Origin of the sequence: Sphingomonas sp. (assembly GCF_036677245.1) — a bacterium.
GTDB lineage: Bacteria > Pseudomonadota > Alphaproteobacteria > Sphingomonadales > Sphingomonadaceae > Allosphingosinicella.
In genome coordinates this window covers 1-13,001 of the sequence record NZ_JAKFCG010000091.1, presented here as the reverse complement: position 1 = coordinate 13,001, position 13,001 = coordinate 1, and the positions used below count along the sequence as shown (strand labels likewise).

11 protein-coding genes are annotated in these 13,001 nt (G+C 67.9%); 1 reads left to right on the top strand and 10 read right to left on the bottom strand.

From position 1 onward, the window contains the following. Nucleotides 1-73 precede the first annotated feature (73 nt). A complete protein-coding gene (locus V6M48_RS10745; RefSeq protein WP_332812538.1) occupies nt 74-943 on the top strand; it encodes a diacylglycerol/lipid kinase family protein in 870 nt (289 codons plus the stop codon). Nucleotides 944-948: 5 nt separating this feature from the next. On the opposite strand, the gene V6M48_RS10740 is transcribed toward V6M48_RS10745, so the two are convergent. The 10 genes from V6M48_RS10740 to V6M48_RS10695 all read right to left on the bottom strand — a co-directional run bounded on the left by V6M48_RS10740 (nt 949) and on the right by V6M48_RS10695 (nt 12,855). Further along, the gene (locus tag V6M48_RS10740; RefSeq protein ID WP_332812537.1) at nt 949-2,949 is read right to left on the bottom strand and encodes a sulfatase-like hydrolase/transferase; all 2,001 of its coding nucleotides are present in this window, start codon (nt 2,947-2,949) and stop codon (nt 949-951) included. An 89-nt stretch (nt 2,950-3,038) separates the two neighbouring features. Beyond that, nucleotides 3,039-4,838 carry a glycosyltransferase family A protein gene (locus V6M48_RS10735; RefSeq protein ID WP_332812536.1) on the bottom strand — a complete coding sequence of 600 codons (1,800 nt, stop codon included), beginning with the start codon at nt 4,836-4,838 and terminating at the stop codon, nt 3,039-3,041. Then, complete coding sequence (locus V6M48_RS10730) at nt 4,831-5,961, bottom strand: nucleotidyltransferase family protein (protein WP_332812535.1); 1,131 nt, start codon at nt 5,959-5,961, stop codon at nt 4,831-4,833. Before V6M48_RS10730 ends, V6M48_RS10735 begins: the two co-directional genes overlap by 8 nt. Continuing rightward, complete coding sequence (locus V6M48_RS10725) at nt 5,948-6,658, bottom strand: glycosyltransferase family 2 protein (RefSeq protein ID WP_332812534.1); 711 nt, start codon at nt 6,656-6,658, stop codon at nt 5,948-5,950. Before V6M48_RS10725 ends, V6M48_RS10730 begins: the two co-directional genes overlap by 14 nt. Next, nucleotides 6,655-7,110, bottom strand: coding sequence for a PqqD family protein (locus tag V6M48_RS10720; protein WP_332812533.1), 456 nt, complete (start codon nt 7,108-7,110; stop codon nt 6,655-6,657). Before V6M48_RS10720 ends, V6M48_RS10725 begins: the two co-directional genes overlap by 4 nt. 149 nt (nt 7,111-7,259) lie before the next feature. After that, nucleotides 7,260-8,498: an AGE family epimerase/isomerase gene (locus V6M48_RS10715; protein ID WP_332812532.1), complete on the bottom strand. Its 1,239-nt coding sequence runs from the start codon at nt 8,496-8,498 to the stop codon at nt 7,260-7,262. A gap of 82 nt (nt 8,499-8,580) precedes the next feature. Continuing rightward, on the bottom strand, nt 8,581-9,060 hold the full coding sequence (locus V6M48_RS10710) for an acyloxyacyl hydrolase (RefSeq protein ID WP_332812531.1): 480 nt from the start codon (nt 9,058-9,060) through the stop codon (nt 8,581-8,583). Nucleotides 9,061-9,137: 77 nt separating this feature from the next. Continuing rightward, the gene (locus V6M48_RS10705) at nt 9,138-9,395 is read right to left on the bottom strand and encodes a hypothetical protein (RefSeq protein ID WP_332812530.1); all 258 of its coding nucleotides are present in this window, start codon (nt 9,393-9,395) and stop codon (nt 9,138-9,140) included. An 89-nt stretch (nt 9,396-9,484) separates the two neighbouring features. Further along, on the bottom strand, nt 9,485-12,574 hold the full coding sequence (locus V6M48_RS10700; RefSeq protein WP_332812529.1) for a CHAT domain-containing protein: 3,090 nt from the start codon (nt 12,572-12,574) through the stop codon (nt 9,485-9,487). A gap of 2 nt (nt 12,575-12,576) precedes the next feature. After that, a complete protein-coding gene (locus V6M48_RS10695) occupies nt 12,577-12,855 on the bottom strand; it encodes a hypothetical protein (protein WP_332812528.1) in 279 nt (92 codons plus the stop codon). Nucleotides 12,856-13,001: the final 146 nt, after the last annotated feature.

The window sequence follows — 13,001 nt, the reverse complement described above, 5'->3', positions numbered from 1 at the left end:
CCGCGGACTGCGGGTCGCTTGTTAATCCTTCTGTGCGAGACAGCGGGCGTTACGGGGCTGATGCGCGGACACCATGGAACAGACCATCCGAACGACCGTGCAATTGGTCGTCAATCCCACCGCCGGCACCTATCGCAGCACGATCGTCACAGCGCTTCAGGGTGCGTTCGAACGCGCCGGGGCGCAGGTGATCGTCTCTCAATGCGGTCCCGGGATCAGCTTCGCGATCGACCCCAAGGCCGACCATGTCTGCTCGATCGGCGGCGACGGCACCGTCCGGCACGTCGCGCTCGCCTCGGCCATTTGCGGGCGCGCAGTGCCGCTGAGCATCTATCCGACCGGCACGATCAACCTCATCCACCGCGAGGCGCGCTGCTCGCTGGTGCCCGATCATTATGCCGAGCGGGTCCTGCGCGGCGCGGCGGCGCGGAAACATTATGCGGTGAGCCTCAACGAGACCTTGTTCCTCGCCTGCGCGAGCGTCGGGCCGGACAGCGCCGCAGTTGCCGCGCTGTCGCCGCGTCTCAAGCGGCGGATCGGCAGGCTCGCTTATGCGGTCGCATTCTGCCGGACATTGCTGCGCTGGCCACGCCACGAGATCATGCTCGAAGCCGACGGGCGCACGATAAGCTGCGAGGCCTTCTACGTTGCCAAAGGCCGCTTCTTCGCCGGCCCGTGGAGCTTCGCCCCGGCGGCACGGTTGCATGCGCCCGAGCTTCATGTCGTCGCGCTGACCAAGGTCACAAGGCTGCGCTACCTGCGCTTCGTCCTGACCATGCTCTTGGGGGCAAGGGTCGACCGGGTGCCGGGCGCCTCATGCTTCAGCTGCACCGAGCTCAGCGCGCACTCCGCGCATCCGCTGCCGGTGCAGGCCGACGGCGACATCGTCGCCGCGCTGCCGGTCACGCTCAGCCTGCGGCCCGATCCCATCCTGTTTCACTAGGCACGTTAGCCGCGCGGGCGGCTCAGCCAGCGCTCTCGCTCCCAGGTCTCGATCAGGCGATCGGCACGCGCCTTGAGCGCCGGATGCGCCGCAAGCTCGCCATAGCTGAACAGGCGGTCGATCTCGCTGAAGCGGACCTGCTCGTCCTGCAGCCGCAACGTCGTCCAGCGCTGGCCGCTGCCCGCTATTCCGATCCAGGATGGTTGATCGAGCGTGCCGATATATTGCAGCACCGGCCTGGCCGGGGCCGGCCGGCGTTGGTCGCCGAGCAGCCGCAGGATCAAAGCGCGATAGTCGGAAAGGCCGAGCGGCGCTGCGCTCGCGACGGCGGGCATGCTCACGACCAACGGGATGTGGGTCTGCTGGCGGTTGAGCATGTGACCATGGCCGAGGAAGCCGTCGTCGAACAGCGACTCGCCATGGTCGGCGGTGACGACGATCAGGCTGCGGTCGTAGACGCCGAGCGCCTTCAGCCGCGCGACCAGCTGCCCGATCTGTGCATCGGCCTGCGCGACCGCGTTCCAATAAGTGCGCGCCACCCAGTCCCGGTTGGCGAGGCTGATGTCGCTCCGCGGAATCGGCGGGCCAGGCAGGAGCTGCTCCATGCCGGGATGGTGGTACGGGAAATGCGCCGACTGGAGATTGAAATAGAGGAACACCGGGCGTTGCCAGTCGGCGGGCTCGCCGAAACTGCGGTCGAACTCGCGCAGCAGCACCTTGCCGTCGACCAGCAGCGAGCCTTTGGCCGCGAAGCCGAACGCGCGCTCGGCCTTGAGCGTCTCGGCGTCGGCGAAGACGTCGCTGGCGGCGCGCATCCCGACTGCCTCGGAGACGTCGCCGAAACTCTCCGGCTGGCCTGAAAAGACGCCGATCCGATAGCCGTTCGCCTTGAGGTCGCGGAACAGCGACGGACCGCCGGGAGCGGCCTCGAGCCTTCCCGAGAACAGGCTCTTGAGCGACGCGGTGGTGAAGCCGACATGGCTGTAGGCGGCGGGGAAGGACGAGCCTGCACGCGCCAGCGCATTGAGGTTCGGAGTCACCTCGCGGCCGCCGACGATCCTGCCCAACGCATCCTGGCGCGTGCTCTCGAGCACGATCAGGATCAAATGGCGCGGATTTGCCGGCAGCGCCGGTGGTGCGTCGGCGGTGCCGTCATGGGTCGTACCCGCGGCGAGCGTGAAATCGCCGCCGATGCCATCCTCGTCGACGCCGTTGCCGGGAACGTCGAGCGCGAACGGATAGCGCGCGCCATCGAGCGGATGGAGGTCGCGCGGCTGCGAGAACAGCCCGTAGCCGTCGCGATCGACGTCGCTGATCTCGTCCAGCGCGCTGTTGAGCAGATAATAAGAGTTAAAGCGCCCGAGCGCGCTGCGCACGTCCGCGCGCCCGTTGCCCGCCGCGATCAGCGCCACCGCCACCAGCGCGCCGAGGCCAAGCATCCGAGCCGGAATGCGCAGCCCTGCGCCACCGCTCGCCGCGGCCAATTGAACGGCGAAGCGACGGATGACGAGGACATAGAGCGCCAGAGCCGCCGCCACCGCGCCCAGCATCAGCGCGCCTTCGCTGATCACGAACAGCAAGGCATCGAACAGGCTGCCGCCGCCCAGATTTCGGATCAGCTGGAAGCTGATCGCGTCGCTGAAATAGCTCAGCACCTCATATTTCGCGGCGAGCGTCGCGATCATCAGCCCGGTCACGAGGACGGCGAAATTGACCGGGAACAGCGCGATCGCACCGAACCTGCGATTTAGCACGCGCAGCGCGAGGAAGATCGCGGTGACGATGGTGCCGTGGCAGGCGAGCAGCGCCAGCGCGAACAGCAGCAAAGATGGGGCGCCGCTGAGCGGCTGCGACTGGCCGAACCCGCCGGCGATGATCGCATATTTCCGCTCGACCAGCGCAAGCTCGACCACGAGCGTGACGAACATCACCAATGCGAGCGCGATCCGCTCGCGCGTCGCCGCCGAGGCCATGCTGATCGGTCGCGCGATCGAGGCTGCGGTCATCAAGTGCGTCCCCACGATGTGGCCCTGCGGCCACGAACTGGTCGCTTAACATCCAATCGTTGAGGTGCTGATAACGGGCGGACCGACGATCAGCCGTGCGCTTCGGCCTCGCCAACGCTCTCGCCTTGCATCACCCGCTTGCGGTCGATCGCCTTCTTGATGATCGTCAGCATGTTGAGCTCGACCAAAGATTTGCCCTCGGTCATGTTGCCCCCATGGCGGCGGACCAGCAAGGTCGTCCGATCGAGGCGAGCGACCTTAAAATCGTGCTGGCGTGCGCGAACGAACCAGTCGCTGTCCTCCCCGAAGCGCATGCCGGCATCGAACCGGCCGACCCGCTCGAACGCCGAGCGGCGGAACAATGCGGCGCCGATATAATGAGGAAAGCTGTCCTCGGGAGTGCCGAGCTCGGCGGTCACCACGCCAGTCTCGTCGGTCTCGACCAGCTGACCGCGGCCCTGCACCGCCTCCGCCTGGGGCTTCGTCGCGAGCAGCCCAGCCAGCATTTCGAGGGTGTCGGGCGGCCAGAGGTCGTCGACGTCGAGAAAGGCGATCAGATCACCGGACGCTTCGTCCAGCCCACGGTTGCGCGCGGCGGCCGGCCCGCGATTGAGCTGCCGAACGAAGCGCACGTCGACCGGCAGCGCTTCGATCGCGGGTAAGAGATCCTCGGTCGAGCCATCGTCGACGATGATGATCTCGATCGGCTGGTAGCGCTGGCGAAGGACGCTCGCGACCGCCTGGCCGAGGAAGCGGCCGCCGTTGTAGACCGGGATGATCACGCTCAGGAGCGGACGGCGCCGCATCGTCTCCGCCGGCGCCGCGGCGGCGGCGAGTTGCGCGCTGTCCTTGTCGAGCAAACCAGCGATTGCCGCGGGGATCGCATCGAGCTCCTCGCCGAGACGAAGCTGGAACGCGGGCAGGTCCTCGAACAAGCGCGCGACGAACTGGTGCACACCCCTGCCGGCATGCGGGAGCTGCGCGAGCGTCGTGAAGGCGGTCGCGCGTTGCAGGGCGACGGGATCCGCGGGGGCAAAGCAGGTCGGCTCGCCTGGTGCGAAGCAGGGCGTCGCGATCGCCTTGAGCGGCAGCTCGCGGGCGATCTGGGCGGCGCGATGCGGCACGAGCTGCACGACGACCTTGTCGTCGCCGTCGCGCCCGCCGATCAGCGCGGCCAGCGCCGGGAAGCGTGCCGCCTGCTCGGGCAACAGCTTGGCCGTATTGTAGAGGCTGTAGGCGCGCGGCGGATCGAGCCGGAGCGCGACATAATCGTCACCGGCATAAGCGAGGCCCTGCTCGATGCAGGCCAGCGCGGTAGTCGACTTGCCGACGCCGCCGCCGCCGGTGATCAGCAGCCCGCCCCCGGCATGGCCGACGCAGGCGGCATGCACCAGCTGTGCGCCGTGTTCGGCCAGGATCCAATGGAACAGGGTGCGAAGCGGCGACGCCTTGGACCAATAAGGAAGCGCCTCTGGGTCGTTCACCCAATAAAGGCCGGTACCGCTTTGCCGGTCGAACAGATTGAGCGACGATTCGCCGTAATGGAACGCCGCCCGCAGCACCGGGCTGTCGAAACCATCGATGTCGCCGCGGTAGCTCAACGCGTGCGGGTGGCTTGGCGGCGGCACCATCGCCACGCCGCTGCCGACGCTGTCGAACAAACGGATCGTCGCGTCCGCTTCCTCGCCCGCGATCGCCAGATGCGCGATCGCCGGCAGCAACGCCGCGTCGAGCGCGCGGCTGGAGAACAACAAGGCGATGCGCACGCCGGCAACGTCGAGCAGATGGCGCACCGAGGGCCGGCGCGCTTCCGCCTCGTCAGCGCAGCCGCGGACGGCGTCGAAGAAGCGCCTTTGCTCGTCTTCGTCGATCAGCTGACGGTCAGGCATGGCTCGCGTTCCGGCGCTGGCGATACATGACCAGCACGTAGCGCACGAAATGCGGCAGGCGCGCAGGCAGCCTGAGCAGCAAGCCGGCGCCGGTCCGCGCCTCGAGCACCGGCAGATACTGGACGAAACCCCGCCACAGCAGCCGCCGTTTCGAGCCGAGGAAAGCGGAAGGGTCGCCGAGATACATCGTATTCTCGATGCGCTCGACAACGCTCTGCCGCTTCGCCAGCAGCCGCTCCGGGACCTCGGCCGGAATCGGCACGTCAAAGTGCGCGCGCAGATAGTGCAATCCGAGCCCGAGCCGATGCCCAAGCCGGTGCTTGCGGGCGAAGGCCCGCAGCTCCTTCCAGTCGATCGCCGCGGGATCGGCGCGCAATATCGCGATCGCGTCGGCGACCCACCGGATCGGCGACGCGGGATTCGAGCGCAGGCCGTGGACGATGACCGTCAGCAGCAGCGCGGTCGGTGCCGGACAGAGCACCTCCACGCCATGGAAATCAAACCGCTTCGCCCTCTTCCAGAACCAGTCATCGACCGCGGCGGCGCGCGCCTCGAACAGGAAGTGCCAGTGGAGGTCGATGCCGCCCTTGCGCCCGTCGAAGTTGATCGAATGATGGTAGCGGCGCGCGATCTCGCGCTGCCGCGCGCCCATTCGGCGCCACCCGGGGACGGCCGCGATGATTTCTTCGGCGCGTGCCAGATCCTGCTCGCGCACGACGATGTCGACGTCGCTCATCGGGCGCAGTGCATGGCTCCGGTAATGGAGCATCGCGAGCGGCGCGCCTTTCGACACAGCGGGCATGATCCCTGCCTGCGTCAGGGCAGCGAGCGCCTCCGCGACGTCGCCGAACAGCAGGCTGTTGTCGACCCAGGCCTTGCGATGCACGCCTTTGTAGCGCCCGCTGAAATCGTCGCTGATGCCGAGCGCGCGCAGCCGCGCGTCGAGCATCGGCAGCAAACGATAGGAAGCGGAATCGAGATCGCGTTCAAGATCCACCGCCGCGCGCCACGCGACATAATATTCGAGCGCGCGCTCGTCGGCCCCGAACAACGTCTGGAGGAGACGCAGTTGCGACGGCGTCGGCCACGGGCTCGGCCACGGCAAGCGTTCAGGCTGGGGCATTCACCGCTTCGCCGCGCCGCGCCTTGCGCTTCAGCCCGCTATGCAGGAGGCGCAGATAGTCCGCCTGCGCAGTGCGGCGCAGGATGGTGGTATTGCCGTCGTGAATCCGCCGGCGCAGCACGAGCCTTTCGACCGGCGCCAGGCGCAGCCCCTCGCCCTCGGCGCGTGAGATCCAGTCGATCATCTCGCCGAGCGTCAGCGACTCGTCGAAGCCGCCGACCAGTGCGCAGGCCGATCTGCGCAACAGCATCGTCCCCGCGCGGCGCGCCGCCGTCCGTTCGGATGGCACCTGGCGGCGCACGGCGACGCACTCGGTCGAGAATTGCTCGACCATGCCATAGACCCCGGCGAGCAAGCGATCGGCGGTCAGCGCCTCGGCCAGCACGCGCAGCGCTTCGGGCACCCACAGATCGTCCGCATCCAGCCAGGCGATCAGCTCGCCTCCGGCTGCCGCGAGCCCGCGATTGCGCGCGGCGGCGATGCCGCGATGCGGCCCGGGCAGCAGACGAACGGGCTCGCCGAACCGCGCGACCTGCGCTGCGCTGCCATCGCTCGAGCCGTCGTCGATGACGATGATCTCGTGCGGCGCGAGCTCCTGCGCCAGCACGCTGCTGATCGCGTCCGCGACAAAGGCTTCGCCATTATAGCAGGGGATGATCACGCTGATCGCGCGCCCGCATTCGGGTCCGCCGCTCATTCGAACGCCTGAATTTGTGCGGCGGCGGCCGGCTCCGTCTTGCGCGTCGGCCAGCCGGCGTCATCGACGTCGTGGATCGGATCGAGCAGGATCAGATCCTCCATGTCGGTGTGCCGCACGAGTCTTGGCGGCAGTGAGGCATTGACGAGCAGATCGGTGTCGACCTGATACGGTTCTGCCGGAAGCGCGGCATCGCACGGCTCGATCAACTGCTCGGCAAGCAAGGCAGCGATGAATTGCGCGACCTGGTCATCGAGCACGAGGCCTTTGGCCGCGAGCAGAGCCTGGCTGATCTGTCCCGCGGAATGACCCCTGCCGATCGCGTCCCAAATCAGGGCGCCATAGCCGTCGGCGCTGAAATAATGGCCGTTACGCATATCGACGACGATCGCTTCGCCCTCGATGATCTCGCCGAGAACCGACGGCGCGGCGATACGAAAACTTTGTGACATCAATAGCCTGCTCGTCGTTGGCAGAGGAGGCGGCAATGACGCACTTCGAATTTCCGTCCCCCCCGGATTTCGAGACCCTGCCGCCCTACGGCGCGGACTGTCAAGCCCATAGAAAAACTACAAAATCGAGCGCCGACCAACAAACGTGATCATCTCTTCGCGAGCGCGTCTTCTCCCAAGCTGGCGGCGGCCATCATCAATGCCCTGCCCTCATGATAGCCGTCCTTCCACATCGTCCCCTTGGCGTCGGAGCCGATCACTCGTCCGTCGGCCGCGACGCTCTCGAACCAACCGCCGTGAATTGGGTCGATCTGGCGGTTTGAGATCCAATCCCATTGGCGCTGGAGCAAGGCGAGATAGCGCGGCTCCGCCGTCGCTTGGTGAAGCACGGCAAGGGACGCCAGGCCCTCCGCCTGCACCCACCAGGTCTTGGCCGGCTCGGTAAGCGAGCGCTGCTGGGCGGTGGGATCGAACCAGCCTCCTGCCTCGTCCCAGCCTTCGTCGATTGCCGTGTCGAGCAGCGCTCGCGCGTAGGCGAGCAAATTTGGATCGTAGCGCCGCCCCAACGCCTCGGCCGCGGCGAGCAGCAGATGGCCGAGCTCGAGATCGTGACCGAATGAGCCCTCGCCCGGCACGGGGCGCCAGTCCGGCCAGGTGAACGAGAAGCGACGGCCCGGCTCCTGCCGCAATTGGTTTTGGAACAGCGCGAGCAGCTCCTCGATACGCCGGCCGAGCCGAGAGTCGGGCCAGATGCTGTAAAGCTCGGTGAAGGCTTCGAGCAGGTGGAGGTGCGTGTTTTGCGACTTGAGGCCGAAGCGCGTCCCGATCGCATCATGCTTCAGGCGCCACGATCCCCACAGCACGCGCCGGCCGGCGAGATTGGTCACCTCATAATAGCCGCCGTTGTCGCGGTCGTGATGGTAATCGTCGAGATAGGCGAAGATGCGCTGCGCGACGTCAAGGGTGGCCTCGCTGCCGAGCGCCTTTGCCACTGCGGCGAGCCCGAGGATCGCGAAAGCCTGACCATAAGCGTGGAATTGCTTGGCGTAGCGCCCGCACGGCCGGCTGAAACGGTCGCTTTCCCAATGGAGCGCACCGCTTTCGGGATGGATCATGCGCCCGAGCCCGGCGACGCCGTGTCGCGCATAGCGCCGGAAAGCGTCATCGCCGCCCGCTGCGACGGTCGCTGCAAGCCAGGTCATGCGTGCCTGGAAGACGAGCGAGCGCGTCGCGCCCGCGAGCGGGTTCCAGGCGCGGTCGAAATCCTGATGGAAGCCACCTTCGGCGCTGACGCAGGCGGGAAACCAGCGGTCGAGCAGATCGCGCCGAAAGCTTTCGCCGATGCCGCGCGCCAGCTCCGCTATCCCGGCTCCGCCGGCGCCGCTCATTTCTCCTCGCGATCCGGCGATATTCCTCACCCCATCCCCAATTCGTCTGTTGTCGCGGCCTAGGAGCCAAGCGCCAAATTGTTCAATATCGATAGTTGAGCCGGACACCGAATTGGTCGCTGCCTGGATTCTGCCGCCCGAACAATTGCGCATGGCTGAAATGAATCCAGCTCGCCTCGATCGTGACTCGGTCGCCAAGTTGGGCTCCAGCGCCGATCTCGGGCGCGAACAGGATTTGCGACCCGAACCAGATTCGATCGGCACTGGCCTCGCTGCGGCTTGGCCCGTCGTGGATGGCAATGCCGATGCCCGGGCGCAGATAGAGACGGCCGCCCCATCGCCAGCTGATTCCGGCCGAGGCGAAACTGGTGTCACCGTCGCTGTTCACCAGCGCATAGACATGCGGCGAAGGCGCGCCGAGCGCCCGCAGCGCCTCGATCCTGCCACCGCGCCAGCCGAGCTGGAAATCGGCGCCTCCCTCGCGCTCGGCCGCGGTGAGCGGGGTCTCGACATTATGCGCATAGACGCCCGCGAAGATGTCGCCGGCCTTTGCAGGATCCATGCCCGCAACGAGCGATGCAAGCGCAAGGCAGGCGCCGGTCCCACAAATCCACGACACCGGCGCTCGGCCGCGCCGCATCACGCGATGCTGTGCTCGGCGCTCAGCTCGGCTTCGACCATCGCCTCCCACACCGCGGGATCGCCGGCCGCGGCCATGATTGCATCGGGCTCGCGCATCGTGCGCAGGATCGACAGGGCATCGTCGGTATAGTCGCGCCAGCTCTCGTCGACGTTGGGCCCGGCCGACGGATCATCGCCTTCGGCGTTGATGCTGAGGGCGCGGCCCGCCAGCACCCTGGCGATGCGCTCGACGAGCATGAGGTTCGATACCGGCATTCGCGTCTCCTTCGTTTCGGGATAGAACGGAAGAGAGCGCAGGCGGTTGCGTGCCGTCGTGTTCGCAAGTGCTCGCCACGATGACGCGGTCAGTGCAGGCTCGCGCTCTGCGCCGCCGTCGGACGGATGAACGCCGCCGCGCCGTCGCCGACCACCGCGAACCCCGACCAGTAGAAGGGATGCGAGGTGTTGATGTCGTCCATCAGCTTGAGCTGCGCGTCACGTAAGGCGCGGGCGGTCGCGGAACCCGGCTTGGCGGCGAACAGGCCCGAGATCAGCCGCTGGGTGGCGTTGAAATCATCGGGCACCGGCCAGTGGCTCGCGATCACCAGCCGGCCGCCGGCTCCGACGAACGCCCGCACGAGCCCATCGAGCGTCGCTTCGCCGCCGCTGGTGACGCCAGCTTCCAGGTTCGCCGCCTGGCTCGCATGGCCGGCGGTGTCGCACGCGGACAAGATGACCACGTCGGCGTCGAGGCGCAGGTCGAAGATCTCGCCGAAGCTCAGCAGCCCATCGGACTTCGCGCTCCCGAAGCTCGTCATCAGCGACGGACGCGCCGGGCACCCCGGGCGCGGCGGCGTAAGCATGCCATGGGTGGCGAAATGGACGATGCGATATTGGTCGAGATCGGTGCGACCCTTGATCGCTTCGTCGGTGAAGTCTGCGCCGATGATGACGTCGGCTTGGCCGGTCTGCGCGCCGAGCACTTGCCGCGCCGCGAGCAGCTCTTCGGACGAGATCGGACGGCCCCAGGCAGACAACGACCAGCCGCACTCGTCCGACGCTGCGATCGGCGCCGGGAGGAAGAAGGCGTCGGCCGGCTTGTTCTGGCCGAAACCGATATACTGGGCGCGTGCCCGCGATGGTGCGGCTTCGCGCAAGTCGCGGAACGCACGCGGCGAGACGGCGGTGCTGATGTCGCGCCCGCGCCCGAGCCAGGCGATGCCGCGGAGGTCGAAGCCGTCGTCGTTCGGGCGCGCCGCGCGGGCCTTGTAGGTGTCGACGCTCGCCTGATCCATCACCAGCAGATTGGGCGGAAGCCGCAGCATCGCTCCGTCCGGCTCGAAGATCAAATGGTCGATCCGGGCCAGATCCTCCGCGACCGGCGCGAACAATTGGCCGTAGAGGCGATGCGCCCGCTCGACGTCGAACGGGAAGGTCACGATCTGTCCGTTCTCGACCGTCGAGATCGTCGCGCGGATCGCGTCGACCTGCCGTTCGAGCTCGGCCGCGCCCGCGCCGATCTTGTAGGCGCGCGCGCTCTGCGGCGTCACCAGCATTGCGTAAGCGCCGCCGGCGAGCACGATCATCTTGTAATAAGCCTCGCCCGGACGAAGCGCCTTCTGAAGATCCTCGAGCGAAATCGCGGCATTCGAAAGCGCCCGGTAGCGCGGAAATTGCGTGAGCTTCGCCTGCGTGGCGACCTGGCCGGTCTGAGCGAGCTCGAGCGAAGCGTGCAGCGCCTGTGCCTTTTGCGCGTCCGCGCCGGCACCTTGCGCGCGAAGCCGGCCGAGCTCGCTGCGCGTGCGCTCGATCTCGCGCGTCAAGCTGACCGACTGGCGGAACAGGCGCGCGGCCTCGTCGCTGCCGCCGCCCAATTCCCGCGCGAGGATCGCCTGGGTCTGCGCGACACCCGGTCTGATCAGCAGCTGGCTGGCCCGGAACATGTCCGCGGCCGCGCCCGCCGACGCCTCGGGACGGGTCAGCAGCGTGAAATAGGCGCCGAGCACCCGCCGCAGCGCGGGCGAGGCACCGCCATTTTCGGCGTTGAGGCCGACGATCTCGCGAAACGCGGCGAGCGCAGGCTCCGGCCGGCCGGTCCGCGCGTAGAAGGCCGCCAATTTGCCTTTGGCGCTGAGCAAGGTCGAGGTTCCGGCATAATTGTTCTCGATCAACGCGATCGCCGAACGATGCTGGGCCTCCGCTTCGCCAATCGCGCCCGCGCTTTCCGCGATGTCCGCGAGCTCGCCGAGGATCTGGGCGCGCATCCACAAGGTCGCCGCAACCCACCCGTCGCGCGATACATTGATCCGGCCGAGCGCCTGGCGAAGCGCGCCGGCCGCATCGGCGTGCCGCCCTTCCAGCCGCAGCGCCGAGCCGCGGAGCTGCAGTGCCTGCGCATCGAGGATCTGCGCTTTATCCTCGGCGGAAAGTCCCTCGCTCGCGCCCAGGCGGCGCGCCGCCGCCGTCTCGGAGCTGAGCTGCGCCGCGGTGGCATCGTCGATCATCAACTGGTCGAGCGACGCCTTGGCGGACGCGCTCGCCCTGCCGATCGGCCGGTCCAGCTCGGCATAGACCGCCTTCACCTGACCCTGGTTCAGGAGGTGCATCGCGCGGTAGTTGCGGAGCTGACGGTCCACCACGGGATCGCTGCCGGCCAGGAGCTCGGCCTGTCCGAACAGCATTTCGGCCTCTGCATAGGCGCCGAGGTTCGATTTCTGCAGCGCCTCGTTGACCAACGCCTCGGCGCGCGCGGTGCTGCCGGCCTTGTCGCCGCTGAGGCTCGCGAAAAATTCAGCCGCCTCGGCATAACTGCCGCTGTTGTTGCGCCGATAGGCCTCCGCGAGCGCGCGTTCCGGGCTGATGTTGCCGGCGAGCACGCGCGCAAAGCTGGTCGGATCGGCGATGCCGGTGGTCGCGACGCTGACCTCGCCCGCGACCGGGCGATCGGCGATCAGGCTGCGCAGGCCGAGCTGAAGCGCACTCTCATAGCCCGCAAGCCCTTCGGCGACGAACAAGGTGCCGCGCTGCTGGCGCGTGAAGACCCGATAGTCGACGTCGACGCCGTTCATTCGGCAGCGCGCCAGCGTAGCGCTGCCGAGCCCGGCAATCTGCGCGCCCTGCTCGCGCTCGCAGGTCACGCGCTTGGCGCGAAGCTCGGCAAGCCGCGCCGCGGGATCGCCGCCCCGCAGCCGCAGCGCGTAGAGCTGGCCGACCGGGACCGAAGCATCGCGGCAGAGAATCGAATAGCCGCGGTCGAACATGTCGCTCAGGCCCGCGCCGGCCGGCATCACTTGCGCGGTGCAGACGGCATTGCCTTCGGTGCCGATGCGGAAGCTGTCGGCAAGCGAGAGCGTGTCGGCGGCCGCGGCCGCCGATGCTGCACCAGCGGAGGCCACTGCCACCGCTCCAAGCAGGATCGAACCGAGTTTGGCGCGCGACACGAAACGAATCGCCATGGCTATTCTCCCGCGGACGCGGTCGCGCCCTGTTCTTGGCTTTGGCTCTCTTCTTCCTCATCCTCGTCGTCGTCCTGATCGCCCCAGAGGCTGCTGTCGCCGCCGCTGGTGACCCCCTGCTCGATCAAGGCGCTGCCCCCCAGTGCGTCGACGTTGACGATGTCCTGGTTGACGTCGAGGTCGCCCCCGGCCTCGGTCGAGCTCTCCTCGCCGATCGGCCCTTCGAGCGCATCCGGCGTCCCCGGCGGGCGCGCAGGCAGCGACGGCGGCGGCTCCTCCACCTCCGGAGGTGGCGGCGGCGGCGGCGGCGGTGGCGGCGGCGGCGGTGGCGGCGGCGGTTCATCCACCGGTGGCGGTGGCGGGGGCGGCGGGGGCGGTGGCGGCGGCGGCGGCGGTGGGGGTTCCTCCACTGGTGGTGGTGGCGGCG

Excerpts from the sequence above, each read along its gene's own strand:
- V6M48_RS10745 (WP_332812538.1), top strand. The coding sequence starts at position 74 with ATGGAACAGACCATCCGAACGACCGTGCAATTGGTCGTCAATCCCACC.
- V6M48_RS10740 (WP_332812537.1), bottom strand. The coding sequence starts at position 2,949 with ATGACCGCAGCCTCGATCGCGCGACCGATCAGCATGGCCTCGGCGGCG.
- V6M48_RS10735 (WP_332812536.1), bottom strand. The coding sequence starts at position 4,838 with ATGCCTGACCGTCAGCTGATCGACGAAGACGAGCAAAGGCGCTTCTTC.
- V6M48_RS10730 (WP_332812535.1), bottom strand. The coding sequence starts at position 5,961 with ATGCCCCAGCCTGAACGCTTGCCGTGGCCGAGCCCGTGGCCGACGCCG.
- V6M48_RS10725 (WP_332812534.1), bottom strand. The coding sequence starts at position 6,658 with ATGAGCGGCGGACCCGAATGCGGGCGCGCGATCAGCGTGATCATCCCC.
- V6M48_RS10720 (WP_332812533.1), bottom strand. The coding sequence starts at position 7,110 with ATGTCACAAAGTTTTCGTATCGCCGCGCCGTCGGTTCTCGGCGAGATC.
- V6M48_RS10715 (WP_332812532.1), bottom strand. The coding sequence starts at position 8,498 with ATGAGCGGCGCCGGCGGAGCCGGGATAGCGGAGCTGGCGCGCGGCATC.
- V6M48_RS10710 (WP_332812531.1), bottom strand. The coding sequence starts at position 9,060 with ATGGATCCTGCAAAGGCCGGCGACATCTTCGCGGGCGTCTATGCGCAT.
- V6M48_RS10705 (WP_332812530.1), bottom strand. The coding sequence starts at position 9,395 with ATGCCGGTATCGAACCTCATGCTCGTCGAGCGCATCGCCAGGGTGCTG.
- V6M48_RS10700 (WP_332812529.1), bottom strand. The coding sequence starts at position 12,574 with ATGGCGATTCGTTTCGTGTCGCGCGCCAAACTCGGTTCGATCCTGCTT.